The sequence below is a fragment of the Achromobacter sp. ISS7 genome (assembly GCF_056523125.1).
This window is the reverse complement of record NZ_JAWRZD010000001.1, coordinates 6539460-6560494: the sequence shown is the minus strand read 5'-3', so window position 1 is coordinate 6560494 and position 21035 is coordinate 6539460. Positions and strand designations below refer to the sequence as shown.

The following is a 21035-nucleotide window of genomic DNA, read 5'->3' as shown; positions in this document are numbered from 1 at the left end:
ACTAAAAATCGTTTACAGCTGCGGCAACGTCCCCTTTCTACACTGTCGTTATGCCCGCCCCTGCATCCTGGCGCAGACGGCTGCTGTACACGGCGTTGACGGCAGGCTTGGCCAGCCCGTTGGCGCCGGCGTTCGGCGGCACGCCCGCAGCCCCCCTCTCCCCTTCGCCGGCCCCGGCCTACGTGGCGCGCGGCATCGGCGTGCTGGCTCCGGTGCAGCCGGTGCCGGTGCGGCCCGCGCCGTCGATGGAATCGCGCGCGGTGCCGCTCGACCCCACGCCCTGCGACATGCAGACGGCGGAACCGGCGATGGACACCAGCGTGACGGGCGGCAGCGACACGGAAGTCATACCGGGGACGGGCTCGACCCTGTCCGGCGACGCCAGCGCCGGGCCGCTGGGTTGCACCCCGCCCCAGGCGGCCGCCGATCCGTCCGATACGCCCGAATACGCGTTCGGCCTCGAAAGCGGCGACATCCCGCGCGTGCCCGTGGTCGTGATCTCCGGCGTGTCGCGGCCCACCCGTCCCTGGTTTTCCTCGGTCAGCGGCCAGGACGGCCTGCGCTACGGCGGCGACCGCAACTGGGTCTACCGCAACACGACCGGTCCGTCGTTCTCGGTGGGCAACATCAACGCCAACGCCCCGACGTGGGGCAGCAGCGCGCCGGTCGGCGGACTGCAGATCTCCAACCTGCAGAGCACCACGGCGCCGCTGGCGGAAGGCAGCTTCGGCTATTCCTCGTCGCTGGGCCGGCTCAACCGCATGGATCCGACCGCCACTTCCGGGGCGGTCGACTACGGCGCCTCGGTCGGCAACAGCACCGTGCGCTACGGGCTGACGCCGGTGCTGACGCTGGAGGGCCAGATGCAGAGCGCGCCGGCGCTGACCACGCGCGGCATGGGCACCACCTATTCCGCCGGCGACTACGGCACCTTCCAGGCCGGCGCCACCCAGAGCTCGTTCGACGCCGCCAGCGCCTGGCGCTATCGCTTCGGCTACAACGTGGACGTGGCCGACGCGGTCAACCTGGGCTACACCAACGAACAGATCGGCGCCGGCTTCGGCGACCTGTCCACCTATTCCGGCGGCGTGGCCGCGGCGCCGCAGACCCGCAACACCCTGTCGGCCGGCGTGCCGATCAGCGGCTGGGGCACGCTCAGCGGCACCTATTCGGGGCTGCACGAAGGCTCGGTGCTGGCCGAACAGCGCGTCGGCCTGTCCCACAGCATGTTCGTGGCGCCCAAGGTCAAGCTGGCGGTGGGCGCCGACCGCGACATCATTTCCGGCAATTACGAGTGGCGCGCCAACCTCAGCATGCCGGTGGACACCTTCATGCGCGGCACGTGGCTGAGCTGGTGATGCGGGTCGCCCGGCGGACGGAAATAGCCACCCGCGCCCGGGCGGCCGGATTTGCGGCTTAAAATCCCCGCCATGATGCTCTCGGCCTACCCCCATGTCTGACGCGCGCGCCCTCGGCGTCCTGCAGCGCGTTTTCGGTTACGAATCCTTCCGCGGCGACCAGCAAGCCATCGTCCAGCAAGTCATCGACGGCGGCGACGCGCTGGTCCTGATGCCCACCGGCGGCGGCAAGTCGCTCTGCTATCAGATCCCGTCGCTGGTGCGTGAAGGCACCGGCATCGTCGTGTCGCCCCTGATCGCGCTGATGCAGGATCAGGTCGACGCGCTGACCGAACTCGGCGTGCGCGCCGCCTTCCTGAATTCGACCCAGGAATGGCGCGTGGCCCGCGACGTCGAGCAGGCCTTCCTGGCCGGCGAACTCGACCTGCTGTACGTGGCGCCCGAGCGCCTGCTGACCGACCGCTGCCTGCAATTGCTGGAACGCGGCAACATCGCCCTGTTCGCCATCGACGAAGCCCACTGCGTCTCGCAATGGGGGCACGATTTCCGGCCGGAATACCTGGGCCTGTCGATGCTGCACGAGCGCTGGCCGGACGTGCCGCGCATCGCGCTCACCGCCACCGCCACCGCCGAAACCCGCACCGAGATCGCCCAGCGCCTGTCGCTGACCGACGCGCACCACTTCGTCTCCAGTTTCGACCGCCCCAACATCCGCTACCGCATCGTCGAGAAGAACGAGGTGCGCAAGCAGCTGCTGGAAATGATCCGCACCGAGCACGAAGGCGAATCCGGCGTGGTCTACGCGCTGTCGCGGGCGCGGGTCGAGGAAACCGCCGAATTCCTGTGCAACCAGGGCATCGACGCCATGCCGTACCACGCCGGGCTCAGCCCCCAGGTGCGGGCCGCCAACCAGGCGCGCTTCCTGCGCGAGGACGGCGTGGTCATGGTCGCCACCATCGCCTTCGGCATGGGCATCGACAAGCCCGACGTGCGGTTCGTGGCCCACATCGACCTGCCCAAGTCGGTCGAGGGCTACTACCAGGAAACCGGCCGCGCCGGCCGCGACGGCCTGCCCGCCACCGCCTGGCTGGCCTATGGCCTGCAGGACGTGGTGCAGCAGCGCCGCATGATCGACGAATCCCCCGGCGACGACGCCTACCGCCGCCGCCTCGGCCAGCAGCTGGACGCCATGCTGGGCCTGTGCGAAACCGTGGAATGCCGCCGCGTGCGGCTGCTGGCGTACTTCGGCCAGCACATCACCGCCTGCGGCAATTGCGACGTCTGTCTCGACCCGCCCCAGGCCTGGGACGGCACCGTGGCCGCGCAGAAGGTGCTGTCGGCCGTGTACCGGCTCTGGAAGGAACGCGGCCAGCGCTATGGCGCCGGCCACATCATCGATATCCTGCGCGGCAAGATCACCGACCGCACCAAGCAGCACGGCCACGAAACCCTGAGCGTGTTCGGCGTGGGCGAAGACCTCAGCGACACGGCCTGGCGCGGCGTGCTGCGCCAGTTGCTGGCGCAGGGCCTGCTGACCGTCGACAACGAAGGCTACGGCACCCTGGCCCTGACCGAGGGCAGCCGCGCCGTGCTCAAGGGCGAGCGCCAGCTGATGCTGCGGCGCGAATCCGAAAAGAAGACGCGCTCCGGCAAGACCGGCGGCACCCGCGCCAAGGCCGCGGCGATCGACCTGCCCGCCGAACTGCAACCGGTGTTCGAGGCGCTGCGCGCCTGGCGCGGCGAAGTGGCCAAGAGCCACGGCGTGCCGGCCTACGTCATCTTCCATGACGCCACGCTGCGCGAGATCGCGCTGGCCCAGCCCGAGTCGATGGATGCGCTCAGCCACATCAGCGGCGTCGGCGCGCGCAAGCTGGAAGCCTACGGCGAAGAGATCCTGCAGCGGGTGGCGCGGCCGGTGCTGTAGCGGCCGGCGCCATTGTGGCCGCCCTGGTGGCGGCCGATCCGGCGGGCGCCCTTAAGGCGCCCGCATTGCCGTCAGGGCGACGGCGGCGGCAACAGCGGCACAGGCGCGCGCTCCCTGCCGAACACCGAGCGGTAGGCCAGGATGTTGAACACCAGCACCACCGGAATCCCCACCACCGCGCCGGCCATCACCAGCCGCATCGAACCCAGCGCGCCGGCGCCGTCCCACAGCGTCATGTCGTCCAGGATCAGGTAGGGGAACAGGCTGTAGGCCAGGCCGCTCAGCATCAGCAGGAACAGCGCCACGCACAGCACGAACGGCAACCAGCTGAAGCGGTCGGCGCGGCCCGGCAGGCGGGCCAGCAGCATTTCGGCGGCGACGAAGCCCGCCAGCATCAGCACCCATACCGTGGCCGCGAGGCTCAGGTGGGCGATGTTGCTCCATTTGTAGAAGATGCCGGCGTTGGCCAGGCCCAGCGTGACGGCGATGGCGACCATGCCGACCGCGGTCCAGCGGATCGCGTGGCGCGCCCAGTTGGCGGCGCGGCGCTGCAGCTCGCCGTCGACCCGCATCACCAGCCACGACGCGCCCAGCAGCACATAGGCGGCCACGGCGCACAGGCCGACGAACAGCGCGAACCAGCCATAGCCGGCGTCGGATTGGTAGCCGGTGGCGATGCGCCCGAGCAGCATGCCCTGGCCGAAAGCGGTCATCAGCGAACCGGCCCAGAAGGCGAAGATCCAGCGCGGCTTGGCCTCGTTGCGGGCGCGGATGCGGAATTCGAAGGAGACGCTGCGCAGCACCACCCCCAGCACCATGAAGGTGAGCGGTCCGTAGAGCTTGCCCAGCACCGCGCCCCAGGCGAACGGAAAGGCCGAGGCGAACAGCCCCATGCCCAGCAGCAGCCAGAATTCGTTGGCGTCGCGCCAGGGGCTCAGCAGGCTCATCATGCGGCCGCGTTCCTGCTCGGGCGCCAGCTGCAGCAGGATGCCCACGCCCAGGTCGAAGCCGTCCAGCACCACGCCGGCGGCGATGACCACGAACAGCAGGCCCATGAACGCCAGCGGCATCCAGAACGAAGGATCGTCGGGGCTCAGCCCCTGCGAGGCGGCGAGCATGGCGATCATGGCGTCCCCCCGCCCAGCTTGCGCACCGGCACCACGCCGTAGCGGGCCGCATGGAACAGCATGCCGGCGAAGGCCGCCAGCAGCAGCGCGTACAGCAGGCCGTAGCCGACCAGGCCGTACAGCACGGTGCTGGAAGACATGGGGCCCAGCACCTCGGTCTGGGTGATCGTGCCGTTGACGACGAAGGGCTGCAGGCCGATGACGGACACCCACCAGGCCGCCACGACGGCGATGCCGCCGGAGAACATCATGCCGCACAGCACGCGCTGCCACCATTGCGACACCACCGCGACATCCAGGCCACGGCGCCAGGTCATCAATACCGTGACCCAGGACACGGCCAGCATCAACAGGCCCAGCCCCGCCGCCACCCGCAGCGACCAGAAGGTCAGCGCCACCGGCGGCAGCATGCCCGAATACTTGTCCAGCCCCTGGTAGGTGCCGTCTTCATTGCGGTGCAGCCACATGCCGCCGGCGTTGTTCCAGGTCCAGTCGGCCACGTTGACGTGGGCGCGGGCGTCGGGCCAGCCAAACAGCACCAGGCGCGGCTCGGTGCCGCTTTCCCAGTAGCCGGCGGCGGCGGCGGCCTTGGCGGGCTGGTACTGCGCCACCATCTGGCCGGCGCCCGAGGCCACCGGCAGTTGCAGCACGGAAGCCAGCGCGGCAATCGCCAGGCCGGTCTTGAAGGTGCAGCGCTCGCCGTCATCCAGCGGACGGCGCAGCGCCTGCAAAGCGGTCACGCCCATCATCAGGAACGCGGCGGCCAGGGCCGAGCCCACCACCACCACGGCCATGCGCCAGCCGACCGAGGGGTTCAGCACCACCGCCGCCCAGTCGTAGACCTGGTAGCGGCCGTCGACCAGCACGGCGCCATCCGGCGTCTGCATCCAAGATTGCAGCGCCAGCACCCAGAACAGCGCCACCAGCTGCCCCACGGCCACCATCAGCACCGCCAGGGTGTGGGCGCCGTCGGACACGCGGCGCTGGCCGAACAGCATGACGCCCAGGAAACACGACTTGAGGATGAAGACCGACAGGATGCCGTAGCCCAGCAGCGGCCCGGCGACGTTGCCGATCTTGTCCATCAGGCCGGCCCACAGGCTGCCCAGCTGGATCAGCACCGGCACGCAGGCGGCCAGCGTCAGCACGAACGACAGGGCGAAGATGCGGACCCAGAAGCGGTAGGCGGCGGTCCAGCCGCCCTGCCCCGAGACGCGGGCGCGTATCTTGAAGAACAGCAGGACCCACGCCAGCGCCAGCGCCACGGCCAGGAACAGCGCCAGGAAGCTCAGGCTGGCCACGAATTGCGCGCGGGCCAGGGAAAGGGTGGAGATATCCATGATGGCCCGTAGTGTAGAGCCAGTTACATGACAATGGGGGCCAGTTTGAAACCGCTTGCAGCGGGCCAAAAATGGCTCGTCACGGGAACGTGGCAAAATTGACGCTTTGTCGCTGCTTTTTCCTATTCTTTCAAGAATGACCTCCGCCACGACGCCGACCCCCGCCGCATCCAATTTCCTGCTCAACATCGTCGAAGACGACCTGCAAGCCAACCGCTTCCAGGGCAAGCGTTGGGCGGGCAAGCCTGGGCCGGCCTCCGTGCAGCAGCAGGGCGAACCCGACCCGGCCAGGATCCGCACCCGTTTTCCGCCGGAGCCCAACGGCTACCTGCACATCGGCCACGCCAAGAGCATCTGCGTGAACTTCGGCCTGGCCCGTGATTTCGGCGGTGTCTGTCACCTGCGCTTCGACGACACCAACCCCGAGAAAGAAGACCAGGAATACGTCGACGCCATCATCGAGGCCGTGCACTGGCTGGGCTTCGACTGGAAGGCCGACGGCCGCGAGAACCTGTATTTCGCCAGCGACTACTTCGGCTATATGTACGAGTTCGCCGAAGCGCTGGTCGAGGCCGGCCACGCCTACGTCGACGAGCAGAGCCCCGACGAGATCCGCGCCAACCGCGGCACCCTGACCGAACCCGGCACCGACTCACCCTGGCGCAACCGCCCGGCCGCCGAGTCGATCACGCTGCTGCGCGAGATGCGCGACGGCAAGCACCCGGACGGCAGCCTGGTGCTGCGCGCCAAGATCAACATGGCGTCGCCCAACATCAACCTGCGCGACCCGGTCATGTACCGCGTGCGCCACGCCACCCACCACCGTACCGGCAACCAGTGGTGCATCTACCCGATGTACAGCTGGGCGCACCCGGTGGAAGACGCGCTGGAAGGCATCACGCACAGCGTCTGCACGCTGGAGTTCGAAGACCAGCGGCCGTTCTACGACTGGATCCTGGAACGCCTGGCCGAACTGGGCAAGCTGGCCCGGCCGCTGCCGCACCAGTATGAGTTCTCGCGCCTGAACGTGAGCTACGTGGTCACCAGCAAGCGCAAGCTGCTGCAGCTGGTGCGCGAAGGCCACGTGGACGGCTGGGACGATCCGCGCATGCCGACCATTTTCGGCCTGCGCCGCCGCGGCTACACGCCGGCCTCGATCCGCCTGTTCTGCGACCGCACGGCGGTGTCGAAGTCGGATTCGCGCATCGACTACAGCCTGCTGGAGCAGGCCGTGCGCGACGACCTGGACCCGATCGCGCCGCGTTCGGTGGCGGTGCTGGACCCGCTCAAGCTGGTCATCACCAACTATCCGGAAGGCCAGACCGAGGTCTGCACGGCGCCGCGCAATCCGCACGATCCGGAAGCCGGCGTGCGCGAGTTCCCGCTGTCGCGCGAGTTGTGGATCGAGCGCGATGACTTCCGCGAGGAAGCGCCGAAGAAGTATTTCCGCCTGTTCCCGGGCAACCTGGTGCGCCTGAAGTACGGCTATGTGGTGCGCTGCACGGGCTTCACCAAGAACGAGGCGGGCGAGGTGGTCGAGGTGCAGGCCGAGTACCTGCCGGAGACGCGCAGCGGCACGCCGGGCGCGGACAGCGTCAAGGTCAAGGGCAATATCACCTGGGTCAGCGCGGCGCACGCGGTGCCGGCGCAGATCCACCTGTACGACCGCCTGTTCGCGGATCCGCGGCCGGATGGCGGCGACAAGGATTTCCTGGCCTGCCTGAATCCGAATTCGAAGCAGACGGTGACGGCGTGGCTGGAGCCGGGCACGGTGGCTTCGCCGGGGGCGACGTGGCAGTTCGAGCGGCTGGGGTATTTCACGGCTGACTTGAAGGAGTCGACCGTGGAGAAGCCTGTGCTGAATCGGGTGGTGACGTTGCGGGATTCTTGGGGGCAGGGGTAAAGGGTTTTTTGCCCTTTTGCGGTCTGCATTGGAAAAAGCGCCTTCGGGCGCTTTTTTTGTCGCAGCGAGGTTGTGGGCTTCGTAGGCCGCGCCTCGCGCGGTGGGGCTGGGGAGGGCGCGCCCACGATTGCGGTCCGGAGCGTTCGCTCCGGACTGCCCCGTCGTCATCTTCGTCCAGGCCTGCGGCCTTTCCTTCAGATTCCCTCGGGCGCATCGAGGTTGCGCCCTCCCCAGCCCCACCGCGCGAGACGCTACCGGAATCGAGCGTTGAAGCCGGGCTGGGTCCAGGGTTCTGGAGAGATTTGCGGGGCCCGCCAAAATCGGCCGCGCGGGCGGCCGATTTTGGCTTACGTGGTGTCTGGCGTCGGGGCGGTGGACGCTGCGCGCAGGGGGCGTGAGGGCTTGTTTGGGGCGTGGTGGGGACGCCCCCCTCGCCTCTCTTTCAGTCCAGTTTGATGTTGGCGGCTTTTACTACCTCGGCCCATTTGGCGGTTTCACTTTTCATGTAGGCCTCGAAGTCGGCGGGGGTGCCGCCCAGGGGTTGGCTGCCTTCGTCTTCCAGGCGCTTGATGACGGCCGGCTCTTTCAGGACGGCCTGCACGCGGGCGTTGAGTTGGTTGACCATGTCGGGGGACATGCCGGCGGGGCCGACCAGGCCGGTCCAGGCGGAGGCTTCGAAGCCGGGGTAGCCGGACTCGGCGACAGTGGGGACGTTGGGCAGCGCGGCGAGGCGGGCGGTGGAGGTGACGGCCAGGGCGCGCAGCTTGTCGGCGGCGATCAGCGGGAAGGCGGTTTGCGGGGTGATGAAGTAGAGGTCGGTCTGGCCGCCTACCAGGTCGGTGACGGCGGGGCCGGCGCCTTTGTAGGGGACGTGCAGGAACTCGATGCCGGCGCGGCGCGCGAGCATGACGCCGGACATGTGGCCGATGGTGCCGTTGCCGGCGGAGGCCAGGCGCAGCGTGGCGGCGGGTTTTTTCCTGGCGTCGGCGACCAGGTCGGCCAGGGTCTTGTAGGGCGAGTCGGCGCGCACCACCAGGACCACCGGCTGGGCGGCGATCAGGCCGACCAGGGTGAAGTCCTTTTTCGGGTCGAACGGCATCTTCGGATACAGCGCGGGGTTGATCGCCAGGTTGGCGGCCTGGCCCATGCCGACGGTGTAGCCGTCGGGCTGGGCGCGGGCCACGTAGTCCATGCCGATGTTGCCGGTGGCGCCGGGCTTGTTCTGCACCACCAGGTTCCAGCCGGTGGCCACGCCCAGGCGCTCGGCCAACAGGCGGCTGACGACGTCGGTGCCGCCGCCCGGCGGCATCGGCACGACCAGGTTGATGGGGCGTTCGGGATAGGCGGCGATGGCGGGCGCGGCGCCGGCCAGGGTGGCGACGGCGATCGCGGCCGCGGCCAGGCGGCGCGGCAAGAGGCGCGAGAGGGCATGCATGAGGTTGTCTCCAGAGGGGAATACGTAGCGGGACGGCCGGGGGCCGACAGGGTTAGTTCACAGGCCCCACGACGCCTGCTTCGGTCAGGGCCGCGATCTGCGTCGCGCTCAGCCCCAGGGTTTCCAGCAGCTGGGCGCCATGCGCGCCCAGTGCCGGGGGATCGATACGCACGCCGGGGCGGCGGCCGCCCAGCGTGATGGGCAGCAGCGGCACCTTGGCGTGCGCGCTAGCGCCGCTGCCCGCCCCGTCCTGCGGCAGGACGACGTCGGCCAGGCCGCCGGTGGCGGCCAGGTGCGGATCGTCGAACAGGTCCTGCGGCTTGGCGATGGGCGCATAGGGCAGGCCCTGGGCCTCGAAGCGCGCGGCGATGGCGGCGGCCGGCTGCGACGCCAGGCGTTCGCGCAGGATCGGCATCAGCCAGTTGCGGGCCTCGACGCGGTCGTTGTTGCCCGCCAGGCGCGCGTCCGCCGCCAGGTCGGCGAAACCGAAGGCTTCGCAGAACAGCTTCCACTGGGTGTCGGACACCACCGCCAGGAAGATCTGCTCGCCGTCCTTGACGGTGAAGACGTCGTACACCGCCCACGCCGAGATGCGGCTGGGCATGGGCGCGGCGGGCTTGCCGGTGACGGCGTACTGCATCATGTGGTGGCCGACCAGGAACACGTTGTTCTCGAACAGCGCGCTCTGCACTTCCTGGCCGCGGCCGGTGCGCTGGCGTTCGAGCAGCGCGGCCATGGCGCCCATGGCGCCGAACATGCCGCCCATGATGTCGTTGACGGCCGCGCCCGCGCGCAGCGGCCGGCCTTCGGGGCCGGTCATGTAGGCCAGGCCGCCCATCATCTGCACCACCTCGTCGAGCGCGGTGCGGTGCTGATAGGGACCGGGCAGGAAGCCCTTGTGCGACACGTAGATCAGGCGCTCGTTCAGCTTCGACAGCGTGGCGTAGTCCAGCCCCAGGCGCGCCATGGTGCCGGCCTTGAAGTTCTCGCTGACGATGTCGGCGGTGGCGATCAGCTTGAGCACCAGTTCGATGCCGCGCGGATCCTGCAGGTTGACCGGCAGGCTCTTCTTGTTGCGGTTGAACATGGTGAAGAAGCCCGCGCCCGAGCCTTTCAGGCGGCGCGTGTTGTCACCCTGCACCGGTTCGATCTTGATGACCTCGGCGCCCAGGTCGGCCAGCATCATGCCGCAGGTGGGGCCCATCACCATGTGGGTGAACTCGACCACCCGGATACCCGCCAGCGGCAGGGCCGGCTCGGCGCCAGTCTGGTGTTGCGCGTTCGGATTCATGCGGCCTCCCGCGCGTAGGTGAAGCCCTTGGGCAGGCCCGCGTCGGGCACGTGGCCATACAGCGGTTCGCCCGGCAGTCCGTCGCGCAGCGCGACGCGGGCGGCCATCAGGGCGTCGACGTCGATGCCGGTATCCAGGCCCATCGATTCGAGCAGGAACACCAGGTCCTCGGTGACGATGTTGCCGGTGGCGCCGGGCGCGTAGGGACAGCCGCCCAGGCCGCCCTGGCTGGCGTCGAAGGTGTCGACGCCGACCTCCAGCGCCGCCACCACGTTGGCCAGCCCCTGGCCGCGGGTGTTGTGGAAATGGGCGCCGCCGGCGCGCGCGCCGAGCTCGGCGCGCAACGCCTTGAACAGGCGCCCGACCTGGGCCGGATTGGCATAGCCGGTGGTGTCAGACAGGCCCACCTCGTCGACGCCCAGTTGCGCCATGGCCACGGCCATGCGCAGCGTGTCGGCTTCCGGCACCTGGCCGGCCAGGGTGCAGCCGAAGGCGGTGGACAACCCGGCTTCCAGCTTCACAGCGGGATAGCTGGCGTCGCGCAGCGCCACCACCGCCGCGACTTCGTCCCGCATCTGCGCGTGGGTCTTGCGCACGTTGGCCAGGGAGTGGGCCTCGCTGACCGACACCGGCAGCGTGACCTTGGCCGCGCCGGCCTCGAAGGCGGCCTGCGCGCCGCGCAGGTTCGGCGCCAGTGCCGCGACGTGCAGGCCGGGCAGCTGGCGCGCGCCCGCCACCACGTCGGCGGCATCGGCCATCTGCGGCAGCAGCTTGGGCGGCACGAACGAGCAGACCTCGATTTCGCGCAGGCCGGCCGCCACCAGCGCGCCGATCCAGCGCAGCTTGGCGGGCGTGGACATGACGGCGGCGATGCTCTGCAGCCCATCCCGGGGGCCGACCTCGCTGACTAGAATCTGGGGCATTGACTTTCTCCTTAGCGTTCTATAAGATAGAACGACGTTCTATAAATTATTCCCCATCCGGATTCCGGGTGTCAACCCTGCCTGCCCGAAAGGCCGTTTCGCCATGCCCAGAAAAGCCAGCCAGCCCTCCCTCGCCGACCAGCACGCCGCCCCTGGCGGCGCCGCCGCGGTCGATCGCGCGCTGTCGGTGCTGTCCGCCTTCCGCGCGGGCGACGCCTCGCTGTCCCTGGCGGAACTGGCCGAACGCACCCAGCTCTACAAGAGCACCGTGCTGCGCCTGCTGGCCTCGCTGGAACACGGCCGCCTGGTGCAGCGCACCGCGGACGGCCAATACGCGCTGGGCGCGGAAATCGCGCGGCTGCACGCCGTGTATGCGGCGTCGTTCTCGCTGGAAGGGGTGGTGATGCCGGTGCTGCGGGAACTGACCCGCGTCACCCGTGAAAGCGCCGCGTTCCACGTGCGCCAGGGCGACCATCGCCTGTGCCTGTACCGGGTGGACTCGCCGCAGCCGGTGCGCGACCACATCAAGGCCGGCGACCTGCTGCCGCTGGAACGGGGCGCGGGCGGCCGCGTGCTGATGGCCTTCGCCGGCGCGGCCGGCGAGCCGTACGAGACCATCCGCCAAAGCGGCGTGGTGGTGCTGGAGGGCGACCGCATGCCCGAGCTGTCCGGCATCTCGGCGCCGGTCTTCAATGAAACGGGCGCCCTGGCCGGCGCCGTCACGCTGACCATGCCGACGCCGCGGCTGCAACGCGAGCATGCGACGCTGGTGGTGGCCGCCGCGGCCGAAGCGACCCGCAACCTGGGGGGTTTTTACCCTTGGCCGAACGATTGAACGGGGCCCGGGCGGGTTATCATGCCCGACATTCCGCAGCCGGTTGCGCGCGCCCCTTCCAGGCGCCCCGAACCGCCAGCCCCAATCAAGATGAACACTGAATCCCTAGCCCTGGACTTCAAGAGCGCCACCCTGTATGCCATCCGGGTGGTGCTGCACAGCGCCGACCCGGAACGCCTGAACGCCGCGCTGGCCAAGCGCATGGCCGACGCCGGCAGCTTCTTCGAGAATGAGCCCGTGGTGATCGACGCCAGCCGCGTCGAGGAAACCATCGACTGGGCCGCGCTGGTCGCCGCCTTGCGCGGGCACAACCTGCCCCCCATCGGCGTGGTGGCCGAAGGCGCCAACCTGGCCGCGGCCCGCGCCGCCGGCCTGACGCCGGTGGAGCTGTCCACCCCCGCCGCGCGCCCCGCGCCCGTGGTCGACACCGCCCCGCCCAACGACGTCGCCACGCCGGTGCCGTCGGTGCCGGCCGCCGCCGTCGAGATCGCCCCCGCGCCCACGCCGACCGCCGACGCACCGGCCGCTGAAGCCCCCGTCGACAACGCCGCCGACAAGGCCCCCGGGAAACCCGCGGACACGACCGCCGCCAAGCCCGCCACCGAACCGCTGCCCGAGCGCGCCGCCGCCAGCACCACGTCGGCCGCCAGCCCGACGCCCGCCGCGCCGCAATCGTCGTCGGCCCTGGTCATCACCCGCCCGCTGCGCTCCGGCCAGCGCGTCTACGCGCGCCACACCGACCTGGTCGTGATCGGCATGGTCAGCCAGGGAGCCGAAGTCATCGCCGACGGCAACGTGCACGTGTACGGACCGCTGCGCGGCAAGGCCATGGCCGGCGCGCGCGGCGACACCTCGGCGCGCATCTTCACCACGCATCTGGATGCCGAGCTGCTGGCCGTGGCCGGCGTGTATCGCGTGGTCGAGGACAAGCTCGACCGCTCGCTGCACAACCAGCCCGCGCTGGTGCGCCTGGATGGCGACACCTTGCGCATCGAGGCCCTGAAGGCCTGAGACGGCCCGCCATTCGCAAGATCGCGCCGACCTCGGAACGGTCTTGCATCGAAAGACTCTGTTTGCCTCGAACGGGCAGTGCCCGTTCAACACATTCTGTAAGAAGCCTTACACGGGCTTTTTGCTTTACGATAACGCGATTTATTCGAACATAAGGGTTTGATCGTCATGACACGCATTGTTGTGGTGACTTCCGGCAAAGGCGGCGTGGGCAAGACCACGACGAGCGCCAGTTTTTCCGCGGGCCTCGCGATGCGGGGCCACAAGACCGCTGTCATCGACTTCGACGTCGGCCTGCGTAATCTCGACCTCATCATGGGCTGCGAGCGTCGCGTGGTGTACGACTTCGTCAATGTGATCCAGGGCGAAGCCACGCTCAACCAGGCGCTGATCAAGGACAAGCAGCTTGAAAACCTGTTCATCCTGCCCGCCTCGCAAACGCGCGACAAAGACGCGCTGACGCAGGAAGGCGTGGAAAAGGTCATCAACGACCTGAAGGAAATGGGCTTCGACTACATCGTCTGCGATTCGCCCGCCGGCATCGAGACGGGCGCGCTGATGGCGGCCTATTTCGCCGACGACGCGCTGGTCGTGACCAACCCCGAAGTCTCGTCGGTGCGCGACTCCGACCGCATCCTGGGCATCCTGGCGGCCAAGTCCAAGCGGGCCGTCGAAGGCGGCGACCCGGTCAAGGAATTCCTGCTGCTGACGCGCTACAACCCCAAGCGCGTGGTCGACGGCGAAATGCTGTCGCTGGGCGACATCGAGGACATCCTGCGCATCAAGCTGATCGGCGTCATCCCCGAGTCCGAAGCCGTGCTGCAGGCGTCGAACCAGGGCCTGCCGGCCATCCACCTGAAAGATACCGACGTGTCCGAGGCCTACAAGGACGTCGTGGCCCGCTACCTGGGCGAAGACAAGGCCCTGCGCTTTACCGACTACGAAAAGCCGGGTTTCCTGAAACGCCTGTTCGGAGGCAAGTAAGCAATGTCCTTCCTGTCGTTTCTGCTTGGTCAAAAGAAAACATCCGCTTCCGTCGCCAAGGAACGGTTGCAGATCATCCTGGCCCACGAGCGGGGCCGTGGCGACTCGCCCGACTACCTGCCGCAGTTGCAGCAGGAACTCATCGCGGTGATTTCCAAATACGTGAAGATCAACCCCGAGGATATCAAGGTGCACCTGGAACGCCAGGACACCCTCGAAGTGCTGGAAGTGAAGATCGAGATGCCGCAAAGCGAGTCCTGATGCGTGTTCCGCGCGCCGCTGGCCGGCGCCGGATCCGCGCGCGATGCACGCAAAAAAACGCCCGGCGATGCCGGGCGTTTTCGCATTTGGGCGCGGCACGCCAGCATGCGCTGGCGACCGCCTGGTCCGCGGCTTAGTGCTTGCCCACCTGATCGCCGATGACGCCGCCGATGGCAGCGCCGCCCACCGTGCCGAGGATGCCGCCGTTGGTGATGACGGCACCCGCCACACCGCCGAGCGCCGCACCGCCAACCGTGCTTTTCTGGCGATGGCTCATGCTATCCCACGACGAGCAACCCGCCATGGCGGCGGCCATGGCAACAGCGACACAGATTTTGGAAAGAGATGCGATTTTCATGATGAGGCTCCTGTTCTTGTCCCCGGGGTCGCACCAAGATCCAGACGCGAGCGCACGATGCCCCTTGTGGGTTTAGAGCCTTCAGGATCGCAAAATATCCCGTCCCGCACTGTGAAGTTTGCCCAGGAATTGTGTCAAACGGCGAGGGAATCCTTGCGCTTCCCAGGGACAGTGTTGCTGGAACGGGGCGCTATTTGACCAGACGTAACACGTCGCGGAAGCGCGCGTGCTCGCACGTTTCCATCCACTCGAAAATGACCATTTCCGAGGTCACGATCTCGGCGCCGTGGGCGCGCGCGCGGCGCAGCGCGGCATGGTGGTCGGACGGCTTGCGCGAGCCCGCCGCGTCGGCCACCAGCACCGCCTTGTAACCCAGTTCGGTCAGACCGATAACGGTCTGCAACACGCAGATGTGGGCCTCGCAGCCGGTCACCAGCACCGTCTTGCGCGCCGCGGGCAGCCACGCATCGAAGCCGCGCTCGCGCGCCGCGGAGAAATGCATCTTCTGGAACGTGGACTGCACCAGTTCGGCGAGCGGCGCCACCGTGACGCCCAGCATCTTGCTGTGATGCTCGGTGGCGACCACCGGCACCTCCAGCAGCCGCGCCGCCTGCGCCAGCTTGGCGTTGGCGGCAACCACCGCGTCGCCGTCGTGGATCACGGGCATCAGGCGGCCCTGCATGTCGACGATGAGCAGCGTGGAATCGGAGGCTTGCAGCAGCATGGGGGGACTCCTGGAATCTTGGGGACGGCTTGATCGAACCGCATCGACAGGCCAGCGCCTGCGCGGTGCCACATCGCCTAATGATATCGCGGGTAGTTCACCAGCCGACCTGGCCAGGCGTCTGCCGGCTTCCCGTCTCACCAGTTGCACGAGGGCTTGTCGCGTCAGCGTGGAGACGTCATGAATTCCCGTGTATGAACGCGCTTGTTCGAGCAAGCCATCTTCCAGCATGAACGTAATACGCATCTCGCAGCCCTTCGAAGCTGATGTATCAGAGGCGGAAGCTAGCATCGAAAAAAAATCCCGGCACGCAATGGCCGGGATTTTCGGACTGCCAGTCAGGCCAGCTTACTTCAATGCCTTGTAACGCAGGCGCTTGGGCTTGGCGCCCTCTTCGCCCAGGCGGCGTTTCTTGTCGGCTTCGTATTCCTGGTAGTTGCCGTCGAAGAACACCACTTGCGAGTCGCCTTCGAACGCCAGGATGTGCGTGGCGATACGGTCCAGGAACCAGCGATCGTGGCTGATGACCATGACGCTGCCGGGGAACTCCAGCAGCGCGTCTTCCAGCGCGCGCAGCGTTTCGACGTCGAGGTCGTTGGACGGTTCGTCCAGCAGCAGCACGTTGCCGCCGGCGATCAGCGTCTTGGCCATGTGCAGGCGGCCGCGTTCGCCGCCCGACAGCTGGCCGACCACCTTGTTCTGGTCGCCGCCCTTGAAGTTGAAGCGGCCCAGGTAGGCGCGCGAGGACATTTCGAACTTGCCCACGGTCAGCAAGTCGGCGCCGTCGGCGACCGCGTCGAACACGGTCTTCTTGTCTTCGAGCGCGTCGCGCGACTGGTCGACGTAGGCCAGCTTGACGGTCTGGCCGATCTTCACTTCGCCCGAATCCGGTTGCTCGCGGCCCGCGATCATGCGGAACAGCGTCGACTTGCCGGCGCCGTTGGCGCCGATGATGCCGACGATGGCGCCGGCCGGAATCTTGAAGCTGAGGTTGTCGATCAGCAGGCGGTCGCCGTAGGCCTTGCTGACGTTGTTGAATTCGATGACCTCGTTGCCCAGGCGCTCGCCCACCGGAATGAAGATTTCCTGGGTTTCGTTGCGCTTCTGGTATTCGTAGGACGACAGTTCCTCGAAGCGGGCCAGGCGCGCCTTGGCCTTGGCCTGGCGGCCCTTCGGGTTCTGGCGCACCCACTCCAGTTCCTTCTTGATGGTCTTCTGGCGGGCCGATTCGGACGACTCTTCCTGCTTGAGGCGGTCTTCCTTCTGTTCCAGCCACGAGCTGTAGTTGCCCTTCCAGGGAATGCCGTAGCCGCGGTCCAGTTCGAGGATCCACTCGGCGGCGTTGTCCAGGAAGTAGCGATCGTGGGTCACGCCCACGACGGTGCCCGGGAACTTGTGCAGGAATTGTTCGAGCCACTCGACGCTTTCGGCATCCAGGTGGTTGGTGGGTTCGTCCAGCAGCAGCATGTCGGGCTTGGACAGCAGCAGGCGGCACAGCGCCACGCGGCGCTTTTCACCGCCGGACAGGTTGCCGACGACGGCATCCCAGGGCGGCAGGCGCAGCGCGTCGGCGGCGATTTCCATCTGGTGCTCGATGTCGTCGGCGCCGCTGGAGGCGGCGGCCGCGATGATGGCTTCCAGCTCGGCCTGCTCGGCGGCCAGCGCGTCGAAGTCGGCGTCCGGTTCGGCGTAGGCGGCGTAGACCTCGTCCAGGCGCTTCTTGGCGGTGACCACCGCGCCCAGGCCTTCCTCAACCGCCTGGCGCACCGTGTGCTCGGGGTTGAGCTGCGGTTCCTGCGGCAGGTAGCCGATGTTCAGGCCCGGCATGGGGATGGCTTCGCCCTCGATCTCGCGGTCCACGCCGGCCATGATCTTCAGCAGCGTCGACTTGCCCGAGCCGTTCAGGCCCAGCACGCCGATTTTGGCGCCAGGAAAAAACGAAAGCGAGATGTCACGCAGGATCTGCCGCTTGGGCGGCACGATCTTGCCGACGCGGTTCATGGTGTAGACGTATTGGGCCATGGGCTCGTATAGGGTAAGAAAGCTGATGAATCGTTGATTGTAGGCCGGAACCTCGACCAGCGTGCGGGCGGCGTCCGCCCGCGGCGGGCGAGGCTATATTTACGGCTTGTGTCCATTCCGTGACGCCCTCGCGGCGCCCTGCCCGCCCCCGATGACCGAAGCCGATCTGCTGGCCCGTACGCCGTTTCCCGCCACCCGCGACAGCCTTGCCGCGCAATTGCGCGAGGGCGGCCTGCGGCCCGGCGCCACCGTGCTGGTGCATACCTCGCTGCGCGCGCTGGGCTGGATCGCGGGCGGTCCGGTGGCGCTGATCCAGGCCTTGCTGGACGGCGTCGGCCCCGGCGGCCTGGTGGTGATGCCCGCGCATTCCTCCGACCTGACCGACCCGGCGCAGTGGCAGGCGCCGCCGGTGCCCGCCGCCTGGCTGGACACCCTGCGCGCGCACACGCCGGCCTACGATCCCGCGACGACGCCCACGCGCGGCATGGGCGCGGTGGCGGAGCTGTTCCGCACCTGGCCCGGCGCCGTCCGCAGCCAGCATCCCACCTGTTCGTTCGCGGCCGTCGGCGCCGGCGCCGCGGCCATCACCGCCGGCCACGCGCTGGAAGATCCCCTCGGCGAAACCTCGCCCCTGGCGGGATTGCTGCGCGCCGATGCCGACATCCTGCTGCTGGGCGTCGGCTTCGACGTCTGCACCATGCTGCATCTGGCCGAACAACGCGCCTGGCCCGAACGGCCACGCCATGCCGAAGCCTCGCCCATCATGGAAAACGGCCGACGCGTCTGGAAGCGCTATACGCAGCCCGCCTTGCTCGATGCCGACCACTTCCTGCCCGTGGGCCAATCGTTGCTGGAGCAGGGCCTGGCCACGCGGTTCGCGCTCGGCGCCGGCCACGGCTTGCGGGTGTCCGCCCGGCACGCGGTGGCGCATGCGCTGCTGCGCTGGCAAGGACAGCCCGTGCCGACCTGATCCAGCCCGCGCTCGACCGGCCGCCGATGGCCTACGAGGCGGCCCGGGCGCGCCGCCAGCCGGCGAACGGCGCCCGCATCTGCGCCAGCATCACCCCGGCCAGCGCCATTGCGCCGCCGACGATGTGGAACAGATGCGGCTTTTCATCCAGGAACACCGCCGCGATCGCCACCGTGCCCACCGGCATCAGGTTCAGGAACACGCTGGCGCGGTTCGGCCCCAGGTGCCGCACGCCCTGCATCCACAGGAACGGCGCGAACAGCGACGGGAACACCCCCGCATAGAGCACCAGCGGCAGGTTGTCGCCATTGATCGGCGAGGCCGGCGCCATCAGGAACCCCGGCAGCTGGAACAGCACGCCGAACGCCACCTGCACGTACAGCGACACCCACGGCCCGACGGGCAGGCCCCAACGGCGCAGCAGCACGCCGTAGAGCGCGTAGGCCAGCGCGGCCACGCCCATCAGCACGTCGCCATGGTTGGCGCCCACCGACAGCAGCCGGGTCGGATCGCCCTCGCCGATCAGCAGCGCCAGGCCCGCCAGCGACAGCAGGCCGCCCAGCAGCGCCAGCGCCGATGGCCGCTCGCGCAGCACCAGCGCCCCCACCGCGATCGTCAGCAGCGGGATCATGGCCGTGATGATGCCCATGTTGGTCGCCGTCGTGCTGCCGGCCGCGACGTAGGCCAGGCCCTGGTACAGCGCCATGCCCAGCCCGCCCAGCACCGCGAACTTGGGCAGATAGGGCCACACCAGGTGGCGCTGGCGCCACAGGCCCGGCAGCGCGAACGGCGTCAGCAGCACGCCCGCCAGCGTCCAGCGATAGAAGCCGATGACGGCAGGCGAAATCAGGCCGGCCGCCATCTTGGTCACGATCATGTTGACCGACCAGATCAGCGCCGCCAGCAGCGGGAACATCAGGTAGCGGGCCGGGGTGGCGGGAGAATCTGCGCGCGTCATGGAAATACAGCCAGGCATGGAAAACAAGCGGCCAGTGTAGGATCTGTCCGACTCGCTGTATATAATGAAAAACCGACAATTCGACGCGAACTTCGGACATGGATCCCGGCGCATCCCCTCCCGACCTCGGCCCCGGCAGGCCCTATCCCCTGGCCTGCCGCATCCTGCATTTCCTGCCGAAATCCAGCATCCAGCGCCATCGCTCGCCCTGGGGCGAATTGAATTTCGCCCTCTCGGGCATCATGGAAATCGGCATCGAGGACACGACCTACCTGTCGCCGCCCCACTACGCCATCTGGATCCCGCCGCAGGTTTCGCATTGCTGCCAGAACCAGGCCGAAGTGCACTACGCCTGTATCGACGTGCCCGCCGCCGCCTGCGCCACCCTGCCCGCCACGCCCTGCACGCTGGAGATCAGCCCGGTCATGCGGGCCGTGCTGGCCGACTTCGAACGGCGCGGCATCGCCTATCCGGATACGCCCGAAGACCGGCGCCTGGCGCAGGTCGTGATCGACCAGATCCGCGTGGCCCGCGCCTACGCCAGCTACCTGCCATCCACCCGCGACGCGACGCTGGCGCCGATCCTCGCGGCCCTGCAGCGCCAGCCCGGCGACAAGCGCGGCGCGGCCCACTGGGCCGCCACCGCCGGCATCACCGAACGCACCCTGCTGCGCCACTGCCAGCAGCACCTGGGCATGCCCTTCAACGAATGGCGCCAGCGCCTGCGCGTGGTCAGCGCCCTGGAGATGCTCGATGCCGGCCATCCGGTGCAAACCGTGGCGCGCGAACTCGGCTACAGCACCCCGTCCGCCTTCATCGCCATGTTCCAGCGCCTGACCGGCCAATCCCCCGACAGCGCCCGCAAACGCGCCGCCGCGCCGGCCTGAACCCCCGCCGTGACGCGCGCCGATGCATCGTCATCCAAGCGCCCGATGCAAGCCTGGCGTGATCGCGAGACAATAGTGTCTGTTTTTTCGTAACGCCGTCCCCGCGGCATCATCGCGCCAGGAACCCCCATGTCCGCCTCAGCCACGCCCCCGCCTTCCCTGACCCACTTCAGCGCGACCGAACTCGACATGCTGGCCAAGACCGCAGACGCCCTCAGCGCCTACCTGGGCAAGCCCGTCCTGGCCGAAGTCGTGCTGGGCGACGAAGGCACCGAATGGGTCACCTACGGCGTGCCCATCGACGAAAACGCCGAGCCCGACGAAGAGCAGACCCACGTCCAGCTGGGCGGCCCCGGCGCCCGCCTCCTCGGCAACCGCGGCGGCCTGCCCCCCACCGGCGACGACACCTACGACTGCCTCTACCTCTGGGCCATCCAGATCTCCCTGAACGAAGGCGAACGCTTCATCAAGCTAGACCACGACGGCGAAGAGTCCGCCTGGTCCGACACCCTGGAAGACGTCCTCCCCTTCGCCCTGACGGAAGAACCCCTACCCGATCCGGATGAGGAAGACGAGGAAGAAGACGAGGACGACGAAGACGACGCCCCCGACCACCCCCACGACCCCAACGACCCCGGCCACCGCCACTGAACCAGAAGACAGGCGGCACGCCCCATTGAGCCGCCCGCCACCAAGCAAAAAGGGCTTCCCAAAAGAAGCCCTT

Annotated in this window: 19 protein-coding genes; 10 read left to right on the top strand and 9 right to left on the bottom strand. The window is 68.4% G+C overall.

The window, feature by feature from the left end:
- Positions 1–50 precede the first annotated feature (50 nt).
- Positions 51–1358 carry a fimbrial protein gene (locus tag AC1HFW_RS29760; protein ID WP_431194609.1) on the top strand — a complete coding sequence of 436 codons (1308 nt, stop codon included), beginning with the start codon at positions 51–53 and terminating at the stop codon, positions 1356–1358.
- Between the two features lie 94 nt (positions 1359–1452).
- Positions 1453–3282 (top strand): DNA helicase RecQ, encoded by a 1830-nt coding sequence (gene recQ / locus AC1HFW_RS29755; protein WP_479286244.1) that lies wholly within the window; start codon positions 1453–1455, stop codon positions 3280–3282.
- Positions 3283–3353: 71 nt separating this feature from the next.
- Here recQ and AC1HFW_RS29750 read toward each other — a convergent pair whose 3' ends face one another.
- A complete protein-coding gene (locus AC1HFW_RS29750) occupies positions 3354–4409 on the bottom strand; it encodes a cytochrome d ubiquinol oxidase subunit II (RefSeq protein ID WP_006393152.1) in 1056 nt (351 codons plus the stop codon).
- On the bottom strand, positions 4406–5749 hold the full coding sequence (locus tag AC1HFW_RS29745; protein ID WP_479286241.1) for a cytochrome ubiquinol oxidase subunit I: 1344 nt from the start codon (positions 5747–5749) through the stop codon (positions 4406–4408). The genes AC1HFW_RS29750 and AC1HFW_RS29745 overlap by 4 nt, the downstream gene beginning before the upstream one ends.
- A 136-nt stretch (positions 5750–5885) precedes the next feature.
- Here AC1HFW_RS29745 and AC1HFW_RS29740 point away from each other — a divergent pair, with 136 nt between their 5' ends.
- The gene (locus tag AC1HFW_RS29740; protein WP_479286239.1) at positions 5886–7652 is read left to right on the top strand and encodes a glutamine--tRNA ligase/YqeY domain fusion protein; all 1767 of its coding nucleotides are present in this window, start codon (positions 5886–5888) and stop codon (positions 7650–7652) included.
- A 442-nt stretch (positions 7653–8094) separates the two neighbouring features.
- Here the strand turns inward: AC1HFW_RS29740 and AC1HFW_RS29735 are convergent, their stop codons facing one another.
- From AC1HFW_RS29735 to AC1HFW_RS29725, 3 genes are read right to left on the bottom strand one after another with little or no spacing between them, the layout of a single operon-like run.
- The gene (locus AC1HFW_RS29735) at positions 8095–9087 is read right to left on the bottom strand and encodes a Bug family tripartite tricarboxylate transporter substrate binding protein (protein WP_479286238.1); all 993 of its coding nucleotides are present in this window, start codon (positions 9085–9087) and stop codon (positions 8095–8097) included.
- Positions 9088–9139: 52 nt separating this feature from the next.
- The gene (locus AC1HFW_RS29730; protein WP_238892074.1) at positions 9140–10378 is read right to left on the bottom strand and encodes a CaiB/BaiF CoA transferase family protein; all 1239 of its coding nucleotides are present in this window, start codon (positions 10376–10378) and stop codon (positions 9140–9142) included.
- Positions 10375–11301: a hydroxymethylglutaryl-CoA lyase gene (locus AC1HFW_RS29725; protein ID WP_116520622.1), complete on the bottom strand. Its 927-nt coding sequence runs from the start codon at positions 11299–11301 to the stop codon at positions 10375–10377. Before AC1HFW_RS29725 ends, AC1HFW_RS29730 begins: the two co-directional genes overlap by 4 nt.
- A gap of 103 nt (positions 11302–11404) precedes the next feature.
- Between AC1HFW_RS29725 and AC1HFW_RS29720 the strand changes: the two genes are divergently transcribed.
- From AC1HFW_RS29720 to minE, 4 genes are all read left to right on the top strand, one after another.
- Positions 11405–12136, top strand: a complete 732-nt coding sequence (locus tag AC1HFW_RS29720) for an IclR family transcriptional regulator (RefSeq protein ID WP_479286236.1) — start codon at positions 11405–11407, stop codon at positions 12134–12136.
- 90 nt (positions 12137–12226) lie between these two features.
- Positions 12227–13147 carry a septum site-determining protein MinC gene (gene minC / locus AC1HFW_RS29715; RefSeq protein WP_479286234.1) on the top strand — a complete coding sequence of 307 codons (921 nt, stop codon included), beginning with the start codon at positions 12227–12229 and terminating at the stop codon, positions 13145–13147.
- A 168-nt stretch (positions 13148–13315) separates the two neighbouring features.
- Positions 13316–14131 (top strand): septum site-determining protein MinD, encoded by an 816-nt coding sequence (gene minD, locus AC1HFW_RS29710; RefSeq protein ID WP_035361266.1) that lies wholly within the window; start codon positions 13316–13318, stop codon positions 14129–14131.
- Positions 14132–14134: 3 nt separating this feature from the next.
- Entirely contained in the window at positions 14135–14392 is a 258-nt protein-coding gene (gene minE, locus AC1HFW_RS29705) for a cell division topological specificity factor MinE (protein WP_006393143.1), read from the top strand.
- Positions 14393–14525: 133 nt separating this feature from the next.
- Here minE and AC1HFW_RS29700 read toward each other — a convergent pair whose 3' ends face one another.
- The 3 genes from AC1HFW_RS29700 to ettA all read right to left on the bottom strand — a co-directional run bounded on the left by AC1HFW_RS29700 (position 14526) and on the right by ettA (position 17496).
- Entirely contained in the window at positions 14526–14750 is a 225-nt protein-coding gene (locus AC1HFW_RS29700; RefSeq protein ID WP_006388976.1) for a glycine zipper 2TM domain-containing protein, read from the bottom strand.
- 190 nt (positions 14751–14940) lie between these two features.
- Entirely contained in the window at positions 14941–15474 is a 534-nt protein-coding gene (locus AC1HFW_RS29695) for an isochorismatase family protein (RefSeq protein WP_241068406.1), read from the bottom strand.
- Between the two features lie 348 nt (positions 15475–15822).
- On the bottom strand, positions 15823–17496 hold the full coding sequence (gene ettA, locus AC1HFW_RS29690) for an energy-dependent translational throttle protein EttA (protein ID WP_241068407.1): 1674 nt from the start codon (positions 17494–17496) through the stop codon (positions 15823–15825).
- A gap of 151 nt (positions 17497–17647) precedes the next feature.
- Here ettA and AC1HFW_RS29685 point away from each other — a divergent pair, with 151 nt between their 5' ends.
- On the top strand, positions 17648–18466 hold the full coding sequence (locus tag AC1HFW_RS29685) for an AAC(3) family N-acetyltransferase (protein ID WP_479286231.1): 819 nt from the start codon (positions 17648–17650) through the stop codon (positions 18464–18466).
- A 31-nt stretch (positions 18467–18497) separates the two neighbouring features.
- On the opposite strand, the gene AC1HFW_RS29680 is transcribed toward AC1HFW_RS29685, so the two are convergent.
- A complete protein-coding gene (locus AC1HFW_RS29680; RefSeq protein ID WP_479286229.1) occupies positions 18498–19424 on the bottom strand; it encodes a DMT family transporter in 927 nt (308 codons plus the stop codon).
- Between the two features lie 98 nt (positions 19425–19522).
- Here AC1HFW_RS29680 and AC1HFW_RS29675 point away from each other — a divergent pair, with 98 nt between their 5' ends.
- Together AC1HFW_RS29675 and AC1HFW_RS29670 are read left to right on the top strand one after the other, a co-directional pair.
- A complete protein-coding gene (locus tag AC1HFW_RS29675; RefSeq protein WP_479286227.1) occupies positions 19523–20311 on the top strand; it encodes an AraC family transcriptional regulator in 789 nt (262 codons plus the stop codon).
- Between the two features lie 129 nt (positions 20312–20440).
- Complete coding sequence (locus AC1HFW_RS29670; protein ID WP_479286226.1) at positions 20441–20962, top strand: hypothetical protein; 522 nt, start codon at positions 20441–20443, stop codon at positions 20960–20962.
- The last annotated feature ends 73 nt before the right edge of the window (positions 20963–21035 follow it).

What these genes read in the sequence shown, in the direction of transcription:
- AC1HFW_RS29695 (WP_241068406.1), bottom strand. Translation starts at nt 15,474, where the DNA reads ATGCTGCTGCAAGCCTCCGATTCCACGCTGCTCATCGTCGACATGCAG.
- AC1HFW_RS29700 (WP_006388976.1), bottom strand. Translation starts at nt 14,750, where the DNA reads ATGAAAATCGCATCTCTTTCCAAAATCTGTGTCGCTGTTGCCATGGCC.
- AC1HFW_RS29670 (WP_479286226.1), top strand. Translation starts at nt 20,441, where the DNA reads ATGTCCGCCTCAGCCACGCCCCCGCCTTCCCTGACCCACTTCAGCGCG.
- AC1HFW_RS29725 (WP_116520622.1), bottom strand. Translation starts at nt 11,301, where the DNA reads ATGCCCCAGATTCTAGTCAGCGAGGTCGGCCCCCGGGATGGGCTGCAG.
- minE (WP_006393143.1), top strand. Translation starts at nt 14,135, where the DNA reads ATGTCCTTCCTGTCGTTTCTGCTTGGTCAAAAGAAAACATCCGCTTCC.
- minC (WP_479286234.1), top strand. Translation starts at nt 12,227, where the DNA reads ATGAACACTGAATCCCTAGCCCTGGACTTCAAGAGCGCCACCCTGTAT.
- minD (WP_035361266.1), top strand. Translation starts at nt 13,316, where the DNA reads ATGACACGCATTGTTGTGGTGACTTCCGGCAAAGGCGGCGTGGGCAAG.
- AC1HFW_RS29735 (WP_479286238.1), bottom strand. Translation starts at nt 9,087, where the DNA reads ATGCATGCCCTCTCGCGCCTCTTGCCGCGCCGCCTGGCCGCGGCCGCG.
- AC1HFW_RS29730 (WP_238892074.1), bottom strand. Translation starts at nt 10,378, where the DNA reads ATGAATCCGAACGCGCAACACCAGACTGGCGCCGAGCCGGCCCTGCCG.
- AC1HFW_RS29675 (WP_479286227.1), top strand. Translation starts at nt 19,523, where the DNA reads ATGGATCCCGGCGCATCCCCTCCCGACCTCGGCCCCGGCAGGCCCTAT.
- ettA (WP_241068407.1), bottom strand. Translation starts at nt 17,496, where the DNA reads ATGGCCCAATACGTCTACACCATGAACCGCGTCGGCAAGATCGTGCCG.
- AC1HFW_RS29760 (WP_431194609.1), top strand. Translation starts at nt 51, where the DNA reads ATGCCCGCCCCTGCATCCTGGCGCAGACGGCTGCTGTACACGGCGTTG.
- AC1HFW_RS29720 (WP_479286236.1), top strand. Translation starts at nt 11,405, where the DNA reads ATGCCCAGAAAAGCCAGCCAGCCCTCCCTCGCCGACCAGCACGCCGCC.
- AC1HFW_RS29680 (WP_479286229.1), bottom strand. Translation starts at nt 19,424, where the DNA reads ATGACGCGCGCAGATTCTCCCGCCACCCCGGCCCGCTACCTGATGTTC.
- AC1HFW_RS29745 (WP_479286241.1), bottom strand. Translation starts at nt 5,749, where the DNA reads ATGGATATCTCCACCCTTTCCCTGGCCCGCGCGCAATTCGTGGCCAGC.
- recQ (WP_479286244.1), top strand. Translation starts at nt 1,453, where the DNA reads ATGTCTGACGCGCGCGCCCTCGGCGTCCTGCAGCGCGTTTTCGGTTAC.
- AC1HFW_RS29750 (WP_006393152.1), bottom strand. Translation starts at nt 4,409, where the DNA reads ATGATCGCCATGCTCGCCGCCTCGCAGGGGCTGAGCCCCGACGATCCT.
- AC1HFW_RS29685 (WP_479286231.1), top strand. Translation starts at nt 17,648, where the DNA reads ATGACCGAAGCCGATCTGCTGGCCCGTACGCCGTTTCCCGCCACCCGC.
- AC1HFW_RS29740 (WP_479286239.1), top strand. Translation starts at nt 5,886, where the DNA reads ATGACCTCCGCCACGACGCCGACCCCCGCCGCATCCAATTTCCTGCTC.